Annotated in this window: 15 protein-coding genes; 11 read left to right on the forward strand and 4 right to left on the reverse strand. The window is 71.3% G+C overall.

All coding sequences use genetic code 11. The annotated features are described in order from the left end of the window. Positions 1-415 precede the first annotated feature (415 nt). The 7 genes from EV372_RS06805 (at position 416) to EV372_RS06835 (ending at position 7,793) form a co-directional block, all read left to right on the forward strand. Positions 416-814, forward strand: a complete 399-nt coding sequence (locus EV372_RS06805) for a DUF485 domain-containing protein (RefSeq protein WP_130395303.1) — start codon at positions 416-418, stop codon at positions 812-814. Next, a complete protein-coding gene (locus EV372_RS06810) occupies positions 811-2,496 on the forward strand; it encodes a solute symporter family protein (protein WP_130395304.1) in 1,686 nt (561 codons plus the stop codon). Before EV372_RS06805 ends, EV372_RS06810 begins: the two co-directional genes overlap by 4 nt. 351 nt (positions 2,497-2,847) lie before the next feature. Further along, positions 2,848-3,864, forward strand: coding sequence for a sensor histidine kinase (locus EV372_RS06815; protein WP_130395305.1), 1,017 nt, complete (start codon positions 2,848-2,850; stop codon positions 3,862-3,864). Next, a complete protein-coding gene (locus EV372_RS06820; protein WP_130395306.1) occupies positions 3,861-4,676 on the forward strand; it encodes a LytR/AlgR family response regulator transcription factor in 816 nt (271 codons plus the stop codon). The genes EV372_RS06815 and EV372_RS06820 overlap by 4 nt, the downstream gene beginning before the upstream one ends. Further along, on the forward strand, positions 4,673-5,218 hold the full coding sequence (locus tag EV372_RS06825; protein ID WP_130395307.1) for a hypothetical protein: 546 nt from the start codon (positions 4,673-4,675) through the stop codon (positions 5,216-5,218). Before EV372_RS06820 ends, EV372_RS06825 begins: the two co-directional genes overlap by 4 nt. After that, positions 5,212-6,867, forward strand: coding sequence for a sodium/solute symporter (locus tag EV372_RS06830; RefSeq protein WP_130395308.1), 1,656 nt, complete (start codon positions 5,212-5,214; stop codon positions 6,865-6,867). Before EV372_RS06825 ends, EV372_RS06830 begins: the two co-directional genes overlap by 7 nt. Positions 6,868-7,028: 161 nt before the next feature. Further along, positions 7,029-7,793 carry a hypothetical protein gene (locus tag EV372_RS06835; protein ID WP_130395309.1) on the forward strand — a complete coding sequence of 255 codons (765 nt, stop codon included), beginning with the start codon at positions 7,029-7,031 and terminating at the stop codon, positions 7,791-7,793. Positions 7,794-8,076: 283 nt separating this feature from the next. Here the strand turns inward: EV372_RS06835 and EV372_RS06840 are convergent, their stop codons facing one another. From EV372_RS06840 to EV372_RS06850, 3 genes are all read right to left on the reverse strand, one after another. Next, positions 8,077-8,850: a bestrophin-like domain gene (locus EV372_RS06840; RefSeq protein ID WP_130395310.1), complete on the reverse strand. Its 774-nt coding sequence runs from the start codon at positions 8,848-8,850 to the stop codon at positions 8,077-8,079. Between the two features lie 199 nt (positions 8,851-9,049). Continuing rightward, a complete protein-coding gene (gene fabI, locus EV372_RS06845) occupies positions 9,050-9,820 on the reverse strand; it encodes an enoyl-ACP reductase FabI (RefSeq protein ID WP_130395311.1) in 771 nt (256 codons plus the stop codon). A 174-nt stretch (positions 9,821-9,994) separates the two neighbouring features. Continuing rightward, positions 9,995-10,561 (reverse strand): ATP-binding protein, encoded by a 567-nt coding sequence (locus tag EV372_RS06850; RefSeq protein WP_130395312.1) that lies wholly within the window; start codon positions 10,559-10,561, stop codon positions 9,995-9,997. 181 nt (positions 10,562-10,742) lie between these two features. On the opposite strand from EV372_RS06850, the gene EV372_RS06855 reads away from it, so the two are divergent. From EV372_RS06855 to EV372_RS06870, 4 genes are all read left to right on the forward strand, one after another. Beyond that, on the forward strand, positions 10,743-11,522 hold the full coding sequence (locus EV372_RS06855) for a helix-turn-helix domain-containing protein (RefSeq protein ID WP_130395313.1): 780 nt from the start codon (positions 10,743-10,745) through the stop codon (positions 11,520-11,522). Continuing rightward, a complete protein-coding gene (locus EV372_RS06860) occupies positions 11,519-11,695 on the forward strand; it encodes a DUF397 domain-containing protein (RefSeq protein WP_013155139.1) in 177 nt (58 codons plus the stop codon). The genes EV372_RS06855 and EV372_RS06860 overlap by 4 nt, the downstream gene beginning before the upstream one ends. 545 nt (positions 11,696-12,240) lie before the next feature. Next, positions 12,241-12,528, forward strand: coding sequence for a hypothetical protein (locus EV372_RS29335; RefSeq protein WP_486484101.1), 288 nt, complete (start codon positions 12,241-12,243; stop codon positions 12,526-12,528). Then, positions 12,525-13,007: an ATP-binding protein gene (locus tag EV372_RS06870; RefSeq protein ID WP_130395315.1), complete on the forward strand. Its 483-nt coding sequence runs from the start codon at positions 12,525-12,527 to the stop codon at positions 13,005-13,007. Before EV372_RS29335 ends, EV372_RS06870 begins: the two co-directional genes overlap by 4 nt. Before the next feature lie 55 nt (positions 13,008-13,062). Here EV372_RS06870 and EV372_RS06875 read toward each other — a convergent pair whose 3' ends face one another. Then, on the reverse strand, positions 13,063-13,281 hold the full coding sequence (locus EV372_RS06875) for a hypothetical protein (protein WP_130395316.1): 219 nt from the start codon (positions 13,279-13,281) through the stop codon (positions 13,063-13,065). Positions 13,282-14,002 lie beyond the last annotated feature (721 nt).

Below are 14,002 nucleotides of genomic sequence, written 5' to 3' on the forward strand. Positions count from 1 at the left end.
CACAAGCTACAACGCCCGGAGCCGGACGGGCGTTCCGGGTCCGGTGGAGGCGCGTCCCACCACCGAGCACGGCCCCCGGCGCGGCGGAGGACGGACGCTCCCCCCCGGCCCCTCGCAGGACACCGGAACCCCCGAGGCACGGCGCTCCCCACCGGATCCGAGCCCCGTGCGGCGCGTGCGCCGCGGGGCCCGTGGTCTGGACCGGAGCCGCTCGGCGACCGTTCGGCGCGCCAGACGACCGCTCACCGCGCGCTGGGCGACCGTTCGACGCTCCTCCCCCGCGTTCGGCGCGCGTGCGCACGAGCCCCCTCCTTCGCGGTAGTGCCGCTCCTTACAGTGCTCCGTAACGCAGATCACACCAGAGCGGCGCCGTCGCCGCCGGACGCACGCCAATCCCCCCGGAGGTACACCCACCATGTCAACAGACCGGCCAACGAAGGACCCGGCCCCGCCGCCCGAGGGCAACGGGAACGGCGACGCGATCCCGACCGGGGCCTACGTCACCATGCACGGCGACCCGCGCTTCGTCGAGCTCAAGCGGCGGCTGTACAGGTTCGTCTTCCCGGTGAGCCTCGCCTTCATGGCGTGGTACCTGCTCTACGTGCTCATGTCCGCCTTCGGCCGCGACTTCATGGGCGTCGTGCTCTTCGGCAGCGTCAACGTCGCCCTGGTCTTCGGTGTCCTCCAGTTCGCGTCGACCTTCGGGATCGCCATCCTGTACACGAACTACGCGCGCCGCAGGCTCGACGCCCAGGCGGTCGAGCTGCGCGACGAGCTCCACTACAGCGCGGCGAACAAGGAGGGCGGCCGATGAACCTCGCCCAGGAAGCTGTCGAGACGGTCAGCGACAGCAGCCGCGTCATCACCATCGTCCTCTTCGTCCTCATGATCGCGGCCACGCTCGGCATCACCGTCTGGGCCGGCCGCAGCACGCGCTCCGCCACCGACTTCCACTCGGGCGGGCGCGGCTTCTCCCCGCTCCAGAACGGCCTGGCGATCGGCAGCGACTACATGTCCGCCGCCTCCTTCCTCGGCATCGCGGGCATGATCGCGCTGTTCGGCTACGACGGCTTCCTCTACTCCATCGGGTTCCTCGTCGCCTGGCTCGTCGCCCTCCTGCTGGTCGCGGAGCTGCTGCGCAACTCCGGCCGCTACACCATGGGTGACGTGCTGTCCTACCGGATGCGGCAGCGCCCGGTGCGCACCGCCGCGTCGGTCTCCACGATCGTGGTGTCGATCTTCTACCTGCTGGCGCAGATGGTCGGCGCGGGCGCGCTCATCGCCCTGCTGCTGGGCATCCAGCCCGGACAGACCTTCATGGGCATGGACGCCGCCACCGCCAAGATCGTCGGCATCGTGGTCATCGGCCTGCTGATGACCATCTACGTGACCTTCGGCGGCATGAAGGGCACCACCTGGGTGCAGATCATCAAGGCCCTCATCCTCATGCTGGGCGCCGCCCTGCTCACCGTGCTGACCCTGTCCCTGTACGGGTTCAACCTCGGCGCCCTGATGAGCGACGCCGCCGCGGCCAGCGGCAAGGAGGGCTTCCTGGAGCCCGGCCTGCGCTACGGCGTGGAGGTCGCGGGCGACCCGCTCCAGACCCTGTGGAACAAGCTGGACCTGATCAGCCTGGGCCTGGCCCTGGTGCTGGGCACGGCCGGTCTGCCGCACATCCTCATCCGCTTCTACACCGTCCCCGACTCCCAGAGCGCCCGCAAGTCGGTCAACTGGGGCATCGGCCTCATCGGCACCTTCTACCTGATGACCCTGGTGCTGGGCTTCGGCGCGGCGGCCATCGTCGGCCACGAGGCCATCACGGCGCAGGACTCCGCGGGCAACACCGCGGCCCCGCAGCTGGCCCAGGTGGTCGGCGAGCGCATCGGCGGAGAGATGGCGGGCGCGGTCCTGCTGGCGATCATCGCCTCGGCGGCCTTCGCGGCCATCCTGTCCACGGTGGCGGGCCTGGTCATCGCCTCCTCGTCCTCCATCGCGCACGACTTCTACAACTCGGTCCTGCGCAAGGGCAAGGCCACGGGCGCCGAGGAGGTCCGGGTCGCCCGCCTGTCCGCCCTCGGCGTCGGCGTGGTCGCGATCCTGCTGGCGGTGTTCGCGCAGAACCTCAACGTGGCCTTCCTGGTCTCGCTGGCGTTCGCGATGGCGGCCTCGGCGAACCTGCCGACCCTGCTGCTCAGCCTGTTCTGGAAGAGGTTCAACACCCGAGGCGCCCTCGCGGGCATCTACGGCGGCCTGATCAGCGCCGTGGGCCTGGTGTTCTTCTCGCCCGTGGTCTCCGGCAGCGAGACCGCGCTCATCCCGACCGCGGACTTCGCCTGGTTCCCGCTGCCCAACCCGGCCCTGGTGTCGGTCCCGATCAGCCTGCTGTGCGCGATCGTGGGAACCCTGTCGTCCAAGGAGCGCGACTTCGACAAGTTCGCCCAGCTCCAGGTCCGCGCCCTGACCGGCGCGGGCGCGGAGAAGGCGGCCAACCACTAAAGGCGTCCGGCCACCAGGCAGTGCCTCCTCCGGGCCGAAGTCCCGGAGGAGGCCCGAACCACCGGCTCGGGCCGTCGGCGGCCCGCTCCGACCGGGAGCCCACCCTTCTCCCGGCACGGCCGCCGCCCCGAGCGCTCCCCCGGGCCCGCCACCGCTCCCGGTGGCGGGCCCGGCTCCCGTCCGCGGCGCGAGCGCGCATTTGCGTCACGATTCGAAAGGTGACCCCGACCACGTGAGCACCGACACAGTTCGCTGGGATAGGGTCGTTCCGTGTCATACCGGTGGCTGTCGCGGGTGTCCTCCTCCCGACGTCGCCCAGCGTCCTCGGAGCAGCGGGCGAGCGTCGAGCTGATGCGCCAGGTCCACGCCCTCGGCGTCGACCTCCGGGACGGGCTGCACGGCCGGAGGGTCCCCTCGGCCGCCAGGCGGCTGCGCCAGCTCCTGGCCGTGGACGGCGTCGTCCTGGCCGACCTGGACGGCCCGGTCGCCGCGCACGGGACCAGCCCCGCCCCCGCCGAGGTCGAGGGGCTGCTCTCCCAGGTCTTCGAGTACGGGAGCAACGCCCGGCTGCGCCTGCCCGACGGCACGTCGGCGTGCGCGGTCCCCCTGACCGTGGCCGACGAGCTGTCCGGCGCCCTGGTGGCCTCGGGCCACCCCGTGGAGGCCGACGTGGAGGCCGCCGCCGCGCTGGTCTCGGACTGCCTGGACCACGCGGCGCTGCGCCGGGCCCGGGCCCGGATCGCCGCCGCCGACCTGCGCACCCTGCGGGCGCAGATCTCCCCCCACTTCGTGCACAACGCCCTGGCGGTGATCGCCGCCCTGGTGCGCACCGACCCCGACCGGGCCCGCCACCTGCTGTCGGACTTCGCCGACTACCTGCGCTACGGCTTCTCGGAGAAGGGCGACTACGCGACCCTCTCGGAGGAGCTGGAGGCCACCCAGACCTACCTCGAACTCCAGCGGGCCCGCTTCCACGACCGCCTGGACATCACCGTGCGGATGGCCCCCGAGGTGCTGCCGGTGGCCATACCGTTCCTGGTCGTGCAGCCGATCGTGGAGAACGCCATCCGGCACGGGCTGGAGCGCAAGGAGGGCCGCGGCCACATCAGCGTCTCCGGTTTCGGCGAGGGCCCGCTGTGCGTCATCGAGATCGAGGACGACGGGGTGGGCATGCACCCCGACCTGGCCCGCTCCCTGCTGGCGGGCACCGGACCGGAGTCGCGCAGCGTCGGCCTGGCCAACGTGGACCAGCGGCTGCGCGCCGTCTACGGACCCGAGTACGGTCTGGTGATCGAGACCGCGCTGGGGGAGGGGACGAAGGTGACCGTGCGCGTGCCCAGGTTCACCAGGGGGGTGGTGGCGCGTTGAAGCCCGAACTGCGGGTGCTGGTGGTCGAGGACGAGGCCTCCACCCGCCAGGAGATGGCGTCCCTGCTCGGCGACATGCCCGAGGTGGCGGAGGTCCTGGTGGCCGACAACGGCGCCACGGCGGTGCGGCTGCTGGGGACCACCACCATCGACGCCGCGTTCCTGGACATCCTCATGCCCGGTCTGGACGGCATGGACGTGGCCCGGGTGCTGAGCGTGCTGTCCGAGCCCCCGTCCATCGTGTTCGTGACCGCCTCCGAGGCCCACGCGGTGGAGGCCTTCGGCATCGGCGCCGTGGACTACCTGCTCAAGCCGATCCGGCCCGAGCGGCTGGCCGAGGCGGTGGGCCGCATCGCCCAGCTGCGCAGGCCCGGGGGCGGGGCCCCGCCCGCCGAGGACCTGCACGTGGTGCAGATCGACACCGGCAGGCGCACGGTGTTCGTCAAGCGCGACGACGTGCAGTTCGTGGAGGCCCAGGGCGACTACGTGCGCCTGCACACCGCCGACGGCGGCCACCTCATCCGCCTGTCGCTGTCCTACCTGGAGGAGGTGTGGGCCTCGGCCGGGTTCGTCCGGGTCCACCGGGGGTTCCTCATCGCCATCCCGTGGGTGCGCGACCTGCGGGTGACCTCCTCGTCCGGCCTGGTGGCGGGCACCCCGGCCGGGGACGTGCCGGTGAGCCGCCGCCACGGCCGCCACCTGCGCGCCCAGCTGCTGGAGGCGGCCCGGCGCGACCAGCTCGGCCGGTCCGCGAACGCCCAGGGCGGCCCCGCCTCCCGGTCGCGGGACGGCGAGGGGGAGCAGGCGCCGTGAGCCCGCGCCGCGAGAAGCTGACCAGTCCGCAGACCCGGATCGCGCTGGCCCGGGGCAACCGGCCCGCGCAGCACCTGCTGCCGATCCCGGAGCCGGTGGACACCGAGGCGGCCCGCGCGCTGTTCCGGGCCCAGCGGCGGACCGCCGTGCGCACCGTGGCGGTGCTGTCGGTGCTGCTGTTCGGGATGAGCGGCGCGTTCGCGCTCTTCCCCGCGCTGGGGGAGGTCCGGCCGGGCGGGATCCCGCTGTCGTGGCTGCTGCTGACGGTGGCGGTCTACCCGATGCTGTTCGGGCTGGCGCTGTGGCACGTGCGCTCGGCCGAGCGGATCGAGGACCGGGCCGAGAGCGCCGCGGACCGGGCGGGGGCCGCGCGGGCGCCGGAGCACGGAGCGCCGGAGCACGGCCGGGACCCCGGACGCGGGGAGCACGGCTTCGGACGGCCCGGGCGCGGAGAGCCCGGCCGCGAGGAGCCCCGCCGGAAACCCGGAGGCGCGAGGGGACCGGGACGCGCGAGCGGTGAGGACACGGGGCGCACGTGGTGATCGCGGTCCTGGCCATCGGGCTGGTCCTGCTCACCAGTCTGGTCATCGGCGTCTACGGGGTGCGGGCGGCCCGCTCGACCTCCGACTTCCTCGTGGCCTCGCGGCGGATCTCCCCCAACTGGAACGCGATGGCGATCGCCGGGGAGTACCTGTCGGCCGCCTCGGTGCTGGGGCTGGCGGGGCTGCTGCTCAAGAACGGCCTGGGCACCATGTGGTACGCGGTGGGGTTCGCCGCGGGCTACGTGGCGGTGGTGGCGCTGGTGGCCGGGCCGATGCGCCGGTCGGGGGCGTTCACCGTGCCCGACTTCGCCGAGTACCGCCTGGGCGCGCCGCGCCTGCGCAAGCTGTGCGGCTGCGTGGTGCTGGTGATCATGCTGCTGTACCTGGTGCCCCAGTTCAAGGGCGCCGGTGTGGTGCTGGCCCTGGTCAGCGGCACGCCGTACTGGGTGGGGGTGCTGCTCGCCGGGCTGGTGGTGAGCGCCTCGATCGCGGCCGGGGGAATGCGGTCGGCGACCTACGTGCAGGCCTTCCACTACGTCATCAAGCTGGCCTTCATCGCCATCCCGGCGGTCTACCTGGTGGTGCACGCCGGTCCCCAGACCCGGGCGGAGGCGCTCAACCCCGAGTGGGGTACGCACTTCCCCGAGACGACCCCGGTGGAGTTCACCGTGGGGACCCGGTTCAGCCTGGACGAGCCGGTGACGGTGACCGCCTCCGGGGGCGAACGGGTGGAGTTCGCGGCCGGTGAGCACACCGTGGAGGCGGGCGCCGAGTACGTGTTCCCCGAGGGCGCGCCCATCCCGCACCCGGCGGGGCTGCCGGAGCTGGGCAGCGAGCGGTGGAGTTCGCCGCTGCTGAACGTGGGCGGGTACCCGCTGTTCGAGACGTGGTCCACGCTGCTGGCGATCACGCTGGGCTGCATGGGGCTGCCGCACGTCATCATGCGCTTCCACACCAGCCCCACGGCGCGGACGGCGCGCCGGGTGGCGGTGGGCGTGATCGCCCTGCTGGGGCTGTTCTACCTGTTCCCGACGGTGTACGGGCTGCTCGGGCGGGTGCTCACCCCGCACCTGGTGCTGCTCCAGGGCACCGACACGGTCGCGGTGGTGCTGCCCGCCCAGGCGGTGCCGGGCTCGGTGGGAACGGTGCTGACGGCGCTGGTGGCGGCGGGGGCGTTCGGCGCGTTCCTGTCCACCTCCTCCGGACTGCTGCTGGCCCTGGCGGGCGGGCTGTCGCACGACCTGTTCCAGGGCAGCGTGCCGCGGCTGCGCCTGGCGGTGGCCGTGGGCGCGTGCGTGGCGGTGCTGCTGGCGCTGCCCGCGCAGCTGATCGACATCAACGTGCTGGTGGTGTGGGCGTTCACGGTGGCGGCCTCGACGTTCTGCCCGCTGCTGGTGCTGGGCATCTGGTGGCGGCGGCTGACGCTGGCCGGGGCCGCGTCCGGACTGATCGTGGGGGCCGTGACCGCGACCGGCGCGGTGGGGTGGTCGATCCTGCTGCCGCCCCCGGTCGGGTGGCTGTCGGTGCTGCTGGCGCAGCCCGCGGCGTGGACCGTCCCGCTGGCCTTCGGGACGATGGTGCTCGTCTCGCGGCTGACCAGGCCGCCGGACTGGGCCGAGCACGCCGTGCTGCGCCTGCACTCCCCCTGAACCGCGTGGCCGCTCTCCTGCTGCCGACTCCGGTGTCGGCTCCGGCGCTGGAAGCGGGGCCGTCCGTGTCGGGCGGGCCGCTGGGGGCGCGTTCTCGGGTGTAGGGTCCGGACTGACCGCGTACGATCACCCGTAGTGCCGACAGCGACACGAGGAGTCCCATGCCCCCCTCACGCCGTGCTCTGCCCGCGCTGCTGGCGGCGGGCGCGCTCCTGCTCGCCTGCGGCGCCTCGCCCTCGCTCGCCCCGGACGACTCACCCGCCGAACCGCCGGGCACGGTCTCCCTGGTCGGCGCGGTGGACACCGTTCCGCAGGTGAACGCGGACGGCACCGGCGTCAGCGTGGACGACGGGAACTCCCGCGTGGAGGTGGGCCCCGGCGGGGTCCGCGTGGAGACCTCGGGCGCGCTGGTGGACGTCAACCCCGGGTCCTACGTCCTGGTGTGCGCGAACGGCGTGCGGGTCGTGGTGCGCGCGGGCGAGGCGCCGCCGTGCTCGCCGGACCCCGGACAGCCGGAGCCGCCCCCTGAGGAGCCCGGCTACCCCGAACCCGAACCGCCCGCTCCCCCGGCTCCTGGCGAGCCCGAGCCGCCCGCGCCCGGGGAGCCCGAGCCGCCTGCTCCCGGCGAACCCGCTCCCCCGGCCGCGGAGGAGCCCGGAGCGGTGCCGCCCGGGGCGGAGGCCGTCGCCCCGGCCGAACCCGTCCTGGAGCGCGCGGCCCGACCCGCGCAGCCGTCCGAGTCCCCGTCGGCCCCGCCCCCGGTGGAGCGGGCCGTCCGGGAGCAGGTGCTGGCCGACCTCTCCCCGCACTCCGCGCCGCAGGCCGCCGGAGCCTTCACCCCCATGCGCACCATGGTGGTGCTCATGGTCGTCATCGCCGTGGTCGCCGCGGGCGCGGGCCGCGCCGCCACGCGCTCCTCGGGCTGACCGGCTCCGGGGGCGGCGCCGTGACGGGCGCCGCCCCCGAAGCGACCGATCCCGGGTGAGCGCCCCGGCGCGGCCCGCGCCCGATCCGACCGCACCCGCGTCGGCCCGACCGCGCCTGTCCCGGCCCGGCCCGACGCGGCCGTCCGCCGGTGCCCGGAGACGGCGGGCGGCCCCGGACGCATGTCCCCGACCAGGGGGCGCGGCCCCCGCCGCGTGCCACCGGCCGACGGGCCCCGGACACGGCCCCCGAGGACGCGTCCGGGGCCCGTCGGCCCGCTTGTCCCTACTGGGGGCTGAGTGAGGCGTCGATCCGCTCGAACCCGGCCAGCGCGTCCTGGATGGCGCCCGCGTCGTGCGCCAGGGCCCCGTTGTAGGGGTTGCCCAGGTAGAACAGCAGCAGGATCGTGGCGAACACGAACACCAGGTTGGCCGAGGCCCAGAAGTAGGCCACGGTCGAGCCCCGCCGGATCATGGCGAAGGGCAGCACCGCCACCGCGATGGCCGACAGGGCCGCGATGCCGTTGAGGACGGACGGGATGCCGTCCCCGGCCGCGTCGGCGCGCTCGATGCGCGCGTCGCTGAGTTCGGCCAGCTCCTGGCGGGCGGTCAGGCGGTCCAGGCCGTCGCCGGTGTCGGACACCGACAGCGCCCGCACCGACGCGGCCAGGTCGGCCATGGCCTCGTCGCCCTCCTCGCTCAGCTCGCCCTCGGCGCGCATCATCGGCCAGTCCTTCTCCGCGACCGCGGTCATGTAGGCGCGCAGCTGCTGGCGCACCGTCTCCGCCTCCCCCGCGGGGAGGGTGGTGGTGCTCCAGTACAGGGCGTCGGCCGCGCCCGTCTCCTCGGTGATCCCGTCCCCGGCACCGGTGAAGTTCTCCCAGCCGATCACCACCCCCATCGCCGCCGCCGCGAGGTAGAGCGCGAGCACGCAGGGGGCGACGACCACGCTGACGGCGCCCCCCGAGGATTCGTCGTCGACGCGGAACCTGCCTACGGCGAGGACCGCGCCGCCGACCATGGCGGCCAGGACGGCGAGGACGGTCAGCATTGTCATCATGGGGATTCCCAGGGAAGAAGGAGGGACCGGCAGCGAACGGGTCCATCCGTAGCACGCGCGGTGCTTCCTTCTCAGCGGAAAGCAGGAACGTCCGCAAATGTCCCCCCGACGTGGTGACCAGCGCGGACGCCCGAGCGTCTGGGGTCCTCCGGGGCGTCCGAGGCCGAACGCTCCTCCCCCTCCCGGTCGGCTCCCGGGGTTACAGCGGCGCGCCCATCGCGTGGTACCCGCCGTCCACGTGCAGCGTCGTGCCGGTGACGGCGCGCGCGGCCGGGGACATCAGGAACAGCGCGGGACCGGCGACCACGGAGGCGTCCTTGGTGTCCCAGCCCAGCGGCGCGGACTCGGCCCAGCCGTCCGCGATCTGGTCGAACCCGGGGATCGAGCCGCCCGCGAGGGACTTGACCGGTCCCGCGCTGATGGCGTTCACCCGGATGCCGTCGCCGCCGAGGTCGCGGGCCAGGTACTTGGTGGAGTTCTCCAGCACGGCCTTGGCCGACCCCATCCAGTCGTAGACCGGCCAGGCCCGGGAGGCGTCGAAGGTCAGGGAGACGACCCCGGCGCCGTGCGGGGCGGCGGCCATGAGCTCCCGGAACCCCACGGCGAGCGCCTTCAGGGAGTACCCCGAGACGTGGATCGCGGTGGCCACGTCCTCCCAGGAGGTGTTGAGGAAGTTGCCGCCCAGCGCGTCGCCCGGGGCGTAGGCGATGGAGTGCAGCAGCCCGTCCACGTGGTCCCAGTGGGCGGCGACCTTGCCCGCCGTCTCGGTGACCTGCCCGGGGTCGGTGACGTCCATGGGCAGGATGTCCACGGGTTCGGCGGGGAGGCGTTTGGCCACCCGCTCCAGGATGGACAGCTGCCTGCCGGGCGGGTTGGTCAGGATCACCTGGTGGCCCTGCTCCATCGCCTCCTCGGCGATCGCGTAGGCGATGGAGGACTGGGTGGTGATGCCGGTGATGAGGAGGTTCACCTGGGTTCCTTCCGCGCGTAGGTGCTGGCAGGAGGAAGGTACCGGCGCGCGGACGGGTCGTCACCGGCGAATCGGTACAAGGATCGGGCCCGGATTTTGAAACCCCGGGAGGCGGGCGGTACCCGTCCGCCCCGGGACCCGCCGTGAGGAGCGCGTCCAGGTCGGGAGAGGTGTTCACCGCCCGGCGTGCCCGGCGGACCGGTCGCGACCGCGGTCGGGACGGTCGATCTCGAACCAGACGGTGGTCCGGCCGCCCTCGTGGAGCGTGCCCCACCGGCTGGCCTGCGCGGCGACCAGGCGCATCCCCAGCCCGCCCACGCGCAGCGGGTCGGGGGGCCGCACGCACGGTGTGGTGACGGCGTCCTCGCCGATCGGCCCCTGGTCGGTGATCTTGACCTGCACGCGGCCCGGAAGCCGGTGCACGCTCACGATGACCTCGCCCCCGGACAGGCCGCTGCGCGTGTGCGTGATCGCGTTGTTGAACACCTCGCCGGCCAGCTCCTGGGCCGCTTCCCTCGCCAGCGGCGGCAGGGCGGAGAGGGCCGAGACCCTGTGGCGCACCAGGGCGGCCTGATCGGGACGCCCCGCGATGATGAGCGCGGTACCGAGGCTGCTCCAGCGCTGGTCCAGCACCAGGGGTGCCCTGTCGCGGGGTTCCACTCCCCTGCGGGGCAGGGGGAAACGCCCGGTGCCGCCTCCGTCCTGGAAACCGGAACCCGAACCGCCGCGACGCGATTGCATGCTTGTCACTGATCCCAACTGAAATCACCATCCTCCGGAACATAGCCACGAACAGGCCGCAATTACCTGCGGGTTCGTGACCTGTATCCACCCTCGTCACAGGGCCCGGGATATCTCCAGCCTCTGTCGTTTTCCGGAGAACGGATGACAGGGGACGCAACGGCTCTGTAAGTTGTGCGGGGTGACGCAAGATCACTTCTCCTCCCTGCTCACAACGTTTCGCGATTTCTCCGGGAGAACGCAGAAACAGCTGGCCGTGGACATGGGCACGTCACCCGCGTCCGTGTCCCGGTGGGAGTCGGGGAAGTTCACGCCCAGGGTGGAGACCGCCGAGGCCCTGGACCGGATGCTCAAGGCGGACGGCAGGCTCCTCAAGGCGTGGCGCAAGCAGACCTCGGGGACGGAACTGCCGGTGTGGCAGCTGAACGTGGCCCGGTTGCAGGAGCAGGCCGTGGCCATCGACTGCCTGTCACCAGTATTGGTTCCGGGCGAACTCCAGTGCGCTTCCTACGCCGAGGCCGTCTTCAAGGACGGACAGCCGCTCGTTGCCGACGCTGAGGTGGACCGCTGGGTCAACGCTCGCTGCGGACGCCTCAAAACACTTCGCGAGCACCACCACGACCCGGTGGTGACCTCCGTCTTTCCGCACAGCGCTCTGACCTGCATGCCGGATCACATCCGAAGGGAGCAGGCAGGGCATCTGTTGCGGCTGGTGGAAGACGTGCGCGTCGAGGTTCACTTGTTGTCACCGGGAACGTCTCTCATCGGAGTGACCGCGCCAGTCAACCTGTACCGACTCGTTGATGGCGGCCTAGCCGTCTCCAGCGACTTCATCGCGGGGAACGTCATCCTGGAATCCGACAGCCATCCGCGCATGGAGGCGCTGGTAAGAAAGTGTCTGGCGTCCGCGCTGCCCGCTAGAGAGTCCCGGCAGCTGTTGAGGGAATTGGAAGCAGCATGAGCAACGAGTGGCACAAGAGCAGCTACAGCAACACCGGGAGCCAGTGCGTCGAGGTCCGCGAACACGCCTCCGGCGCTGACGTCCGCGACACCGTCCACCGCGAGGCCGGACACCTCACCGTCCCCGGGGACCAGTGGGTGGCGCTGCTCAGCGGCCTGCGTTCCGGCCTGTAGCCGCCTCTAACCGCCTCCAGCCCCCGCGCCCGCTTCGGCCGGGGGCTTTTCCCTACCCCAAAAGCCCTAGGAAAAGACCCTCAAAACCAATCATTCCGGACAATGGAAAAACCTGGCCAGCCAGATTTTCCACACCCCACCCAAGACCCTGACCAGCACGTACGCACCCCTCACGCGCCTTTTTCGAACCCTACTCCCCCGTAGCGTCCTCCACCCCTCCACCCACCCCCTAACCTTTCTCCGAACACACAACTGAACACGAAAGACCCCGCGACGGTTACCTACCGCCCGGGGTCACGGCCAGCAACATTCACCCTTTAAGAACAGGAACTGCCAGCATGCGCCAGTTTAGCGCTGCCCTTCTCACCCGTGCCCTGGCTCTGGTGACATCCCTCTTCATCCCCGCGCGCGGACGCCACTCGGCAGCCGTCCGCCGCCGTTCCACCCGGGTCCGCCGCTACGCCCCGGCTCCCGCTCCCGCTTCCGCGCGGTCCAGCAGGCCCCCGACCCCTCAGCGCAGGACACCGCGTCCCGCTCCGCGCCCGGTGCCCGCTCCGCGCCTGGCTCCCGCCCGGGAGATCTTCCCGGCCGACGACATCGCCCTGGTCAGGCCCTACTACACCGCCCGCGAACACGAGCGTGAGCGCGACCTCTCCCGTGTCCAGGCCGAGGCCGTCATCCGACTGCGCGCGTGGTCGCACGGCTCCGTCCACGTTCCGGCCCAGGCCGCACCTCCGATTCCATCCCCGCTACCGGCCTCCGCGCCCGTCCCCGTCGGCGACCTCCTAGCCGTCGCCCCCGCCCCTGCCCGGTACGCGGAGGTGACGGTATGAACGGCACGCTCGCGCACGACCCGGTACCGTTCCCCGGCCCGTTCGCCTTCTGGGGACACCTCGACTACGCCTGCGACCTGTCCGAACTCACGCGGGTCCGCTCCGAACTCGCCCGCGACCTGGCCGGGTTCGACCCCGACCTGGTCGCGACCGTTCAGCTCGTGGCCAGCGAACTCGTCGCCAACTCCTGCAAGTACGCCCGTTCGGGGGAGGGGGTCACCCGCACCCTGTCCATGCCCGACGAACGCACGCTGCGCCTGACCGTCAGCGACGCGGGCGGCCCCACGCTGCCCCGCATTCCCAACGAGCGCACCGACGAGGAGTGGGAGGCGGCGGAGGGCCAGCGCGGCCTGCTGCTGGTGCGCCAGCTCTCCCGCACGTGGGCCAGCTTCGCCTTTCCGCGCCGCTACGGCCTCGGCACCCACGTCTGGGCCGCCTTCGACGCCGAGCCGCCCCGGAGCCTGCGCGGCGCATGGTGACCGCACAACGAGGGGGCGCGGGCACGACGGTGCCCGCGCCCCCCTTTCCCGGAAGTCACTCCTTCTTCTTGCGGCGCAGTTGCAGCATGCGAGGGGCCACATAGACCGCGAAGAGAATAGCCGTGAGGAGCACGCTCAGAGCGGACCACAGGTAATCGCCCTCCCACGCGCGCCATGCGGCCATGCCGAGGAAAAAGGCTATGCCAACAAGCCTGAACCCGATGAGGGCGCGAAGCTCCTTCTTGGTCGGGTCCTTCGGAAACCTTCCCTCCATGCGCCCTGCTCCCTTCCTTGGTCGTCGATCCGCCACAGCAAGTCCAAGCACAGTTACCCAGTTCCGACCGGGAGGGTTCCGGGCGGGTGAAGCCCATCGTGAACGTGCTGTGGAAGCGGTGGTTCAGGCGCACCGCGCCGCCCTGGAACTGGTAGGCGCCGGTGAAGCCGAACGTGCTCAACGCCGCCGCTGCCTTCCAAAATCAATCAAATCACAAGAAAGTTAATGACAATTGAGACTACCGCCAGAACCCCCAAGACCCAGAACAGCGAAGCAGAACCCACCCCCGATCTTCCATTCTTTCTTTTTGATGCCACATAGAAGCCGAACGACATAAAAGCCAGACAGGAAGCGTACATTATGATTCGAGTCGAACTTTCATTGAGAAACAAAACTTCCAAAGGCTTTCCATACCTCATGACATTGAGCCTATATTATTGAGAAAACCTGCAAGTATATTTTATAGAACCTCACTGCTTGGCCAGCCTTCCCTGGCGAGGCATCTTATTCATTATCCCAGGGGCGCGACGCCCAAGCCGACGCGCCACGATCCAACAACCGCCTACTGGGGCCAGAAAAAAAGGAAACCTGCTATCACCAGAAGAATCAAAGCAGTCAATGAATCAACGTTCCTAATCGGCCTTGAAGTCTTCACCCTGGCCACCATGTAAACCATAACGGCACAGATTATAATTGACGCAAGAAGCTCAAAAACGGGAGA

This window comes from Nocardiopsis sp. CNZ308 (assembly GCF_004217075.1).

Bases quoted from the DNA above. Each gene is read 5' to 3' on its own strand.
- EV372_RS06850 (WP_130395312.1), bottom strand. From the start codon at position 10,561: ATGCAATCGCGTCGCGGCGGTTCGGGTTCCGGTTTCCAGGACGGAGGC.
- EV372_RS06870 (WP_130395315.1), top strand. From the start codon at position 12,525: ATGAACGGCACGCTCGCGCACGACCCGGTACCGTTCCCCGGCCCGTTC.
- EV372_RS06840 (WP_130395310.1), bottom strand. From the start codon at position 8,850: ATGATGACAATGCTGACCGTCCTCGCCGTCCTGGCCGCCATGGTCGGC.
- EV372_RS06815 (WP_130395305.1), top strand. From the start codon at position 2,848: ATGCGCCAGGTCCACGCCCTCGGCGTCGACCTCCGGGACGGGCTGCAC.
- EV372_RS06860 (WP_013155139.1), top strand. From the start codon at position 11,519: ATGAGCAACGAGTGGCACAAGAGCAGCTACAGCAACACCGGGAGCCAG.
- EV372_RS06810 (WP_130395304.1), top strand. From the start codon at position 811: ATGAACCTCGCCCAGGAAGCTGTCGAGACGGTCAGCGACAGCAGCCGC.
- EV372_RS06805 (WP_130395303.1), top strand. From the start codon at position 416: ATGTCAACAGACCGGCCAACGAAGGACCCGGCCCCGCCGCCCGAGGGC.
- EV372_RS06875 (WP_130395316.1), bottom strand. From the start codon at position 13,281: ATGGAGGGAAGGTTTCCGAAGGACCCGACCAAGAAGGAGCTTCGCGCC.
- EV372_RS06835 (WP_130395309.1), top strand. From the start codon at position 7,029: ATGCCCCCCTCACGCCGTGCTCTGCCCGCGCTGCTGGCGGCGGGCGCG.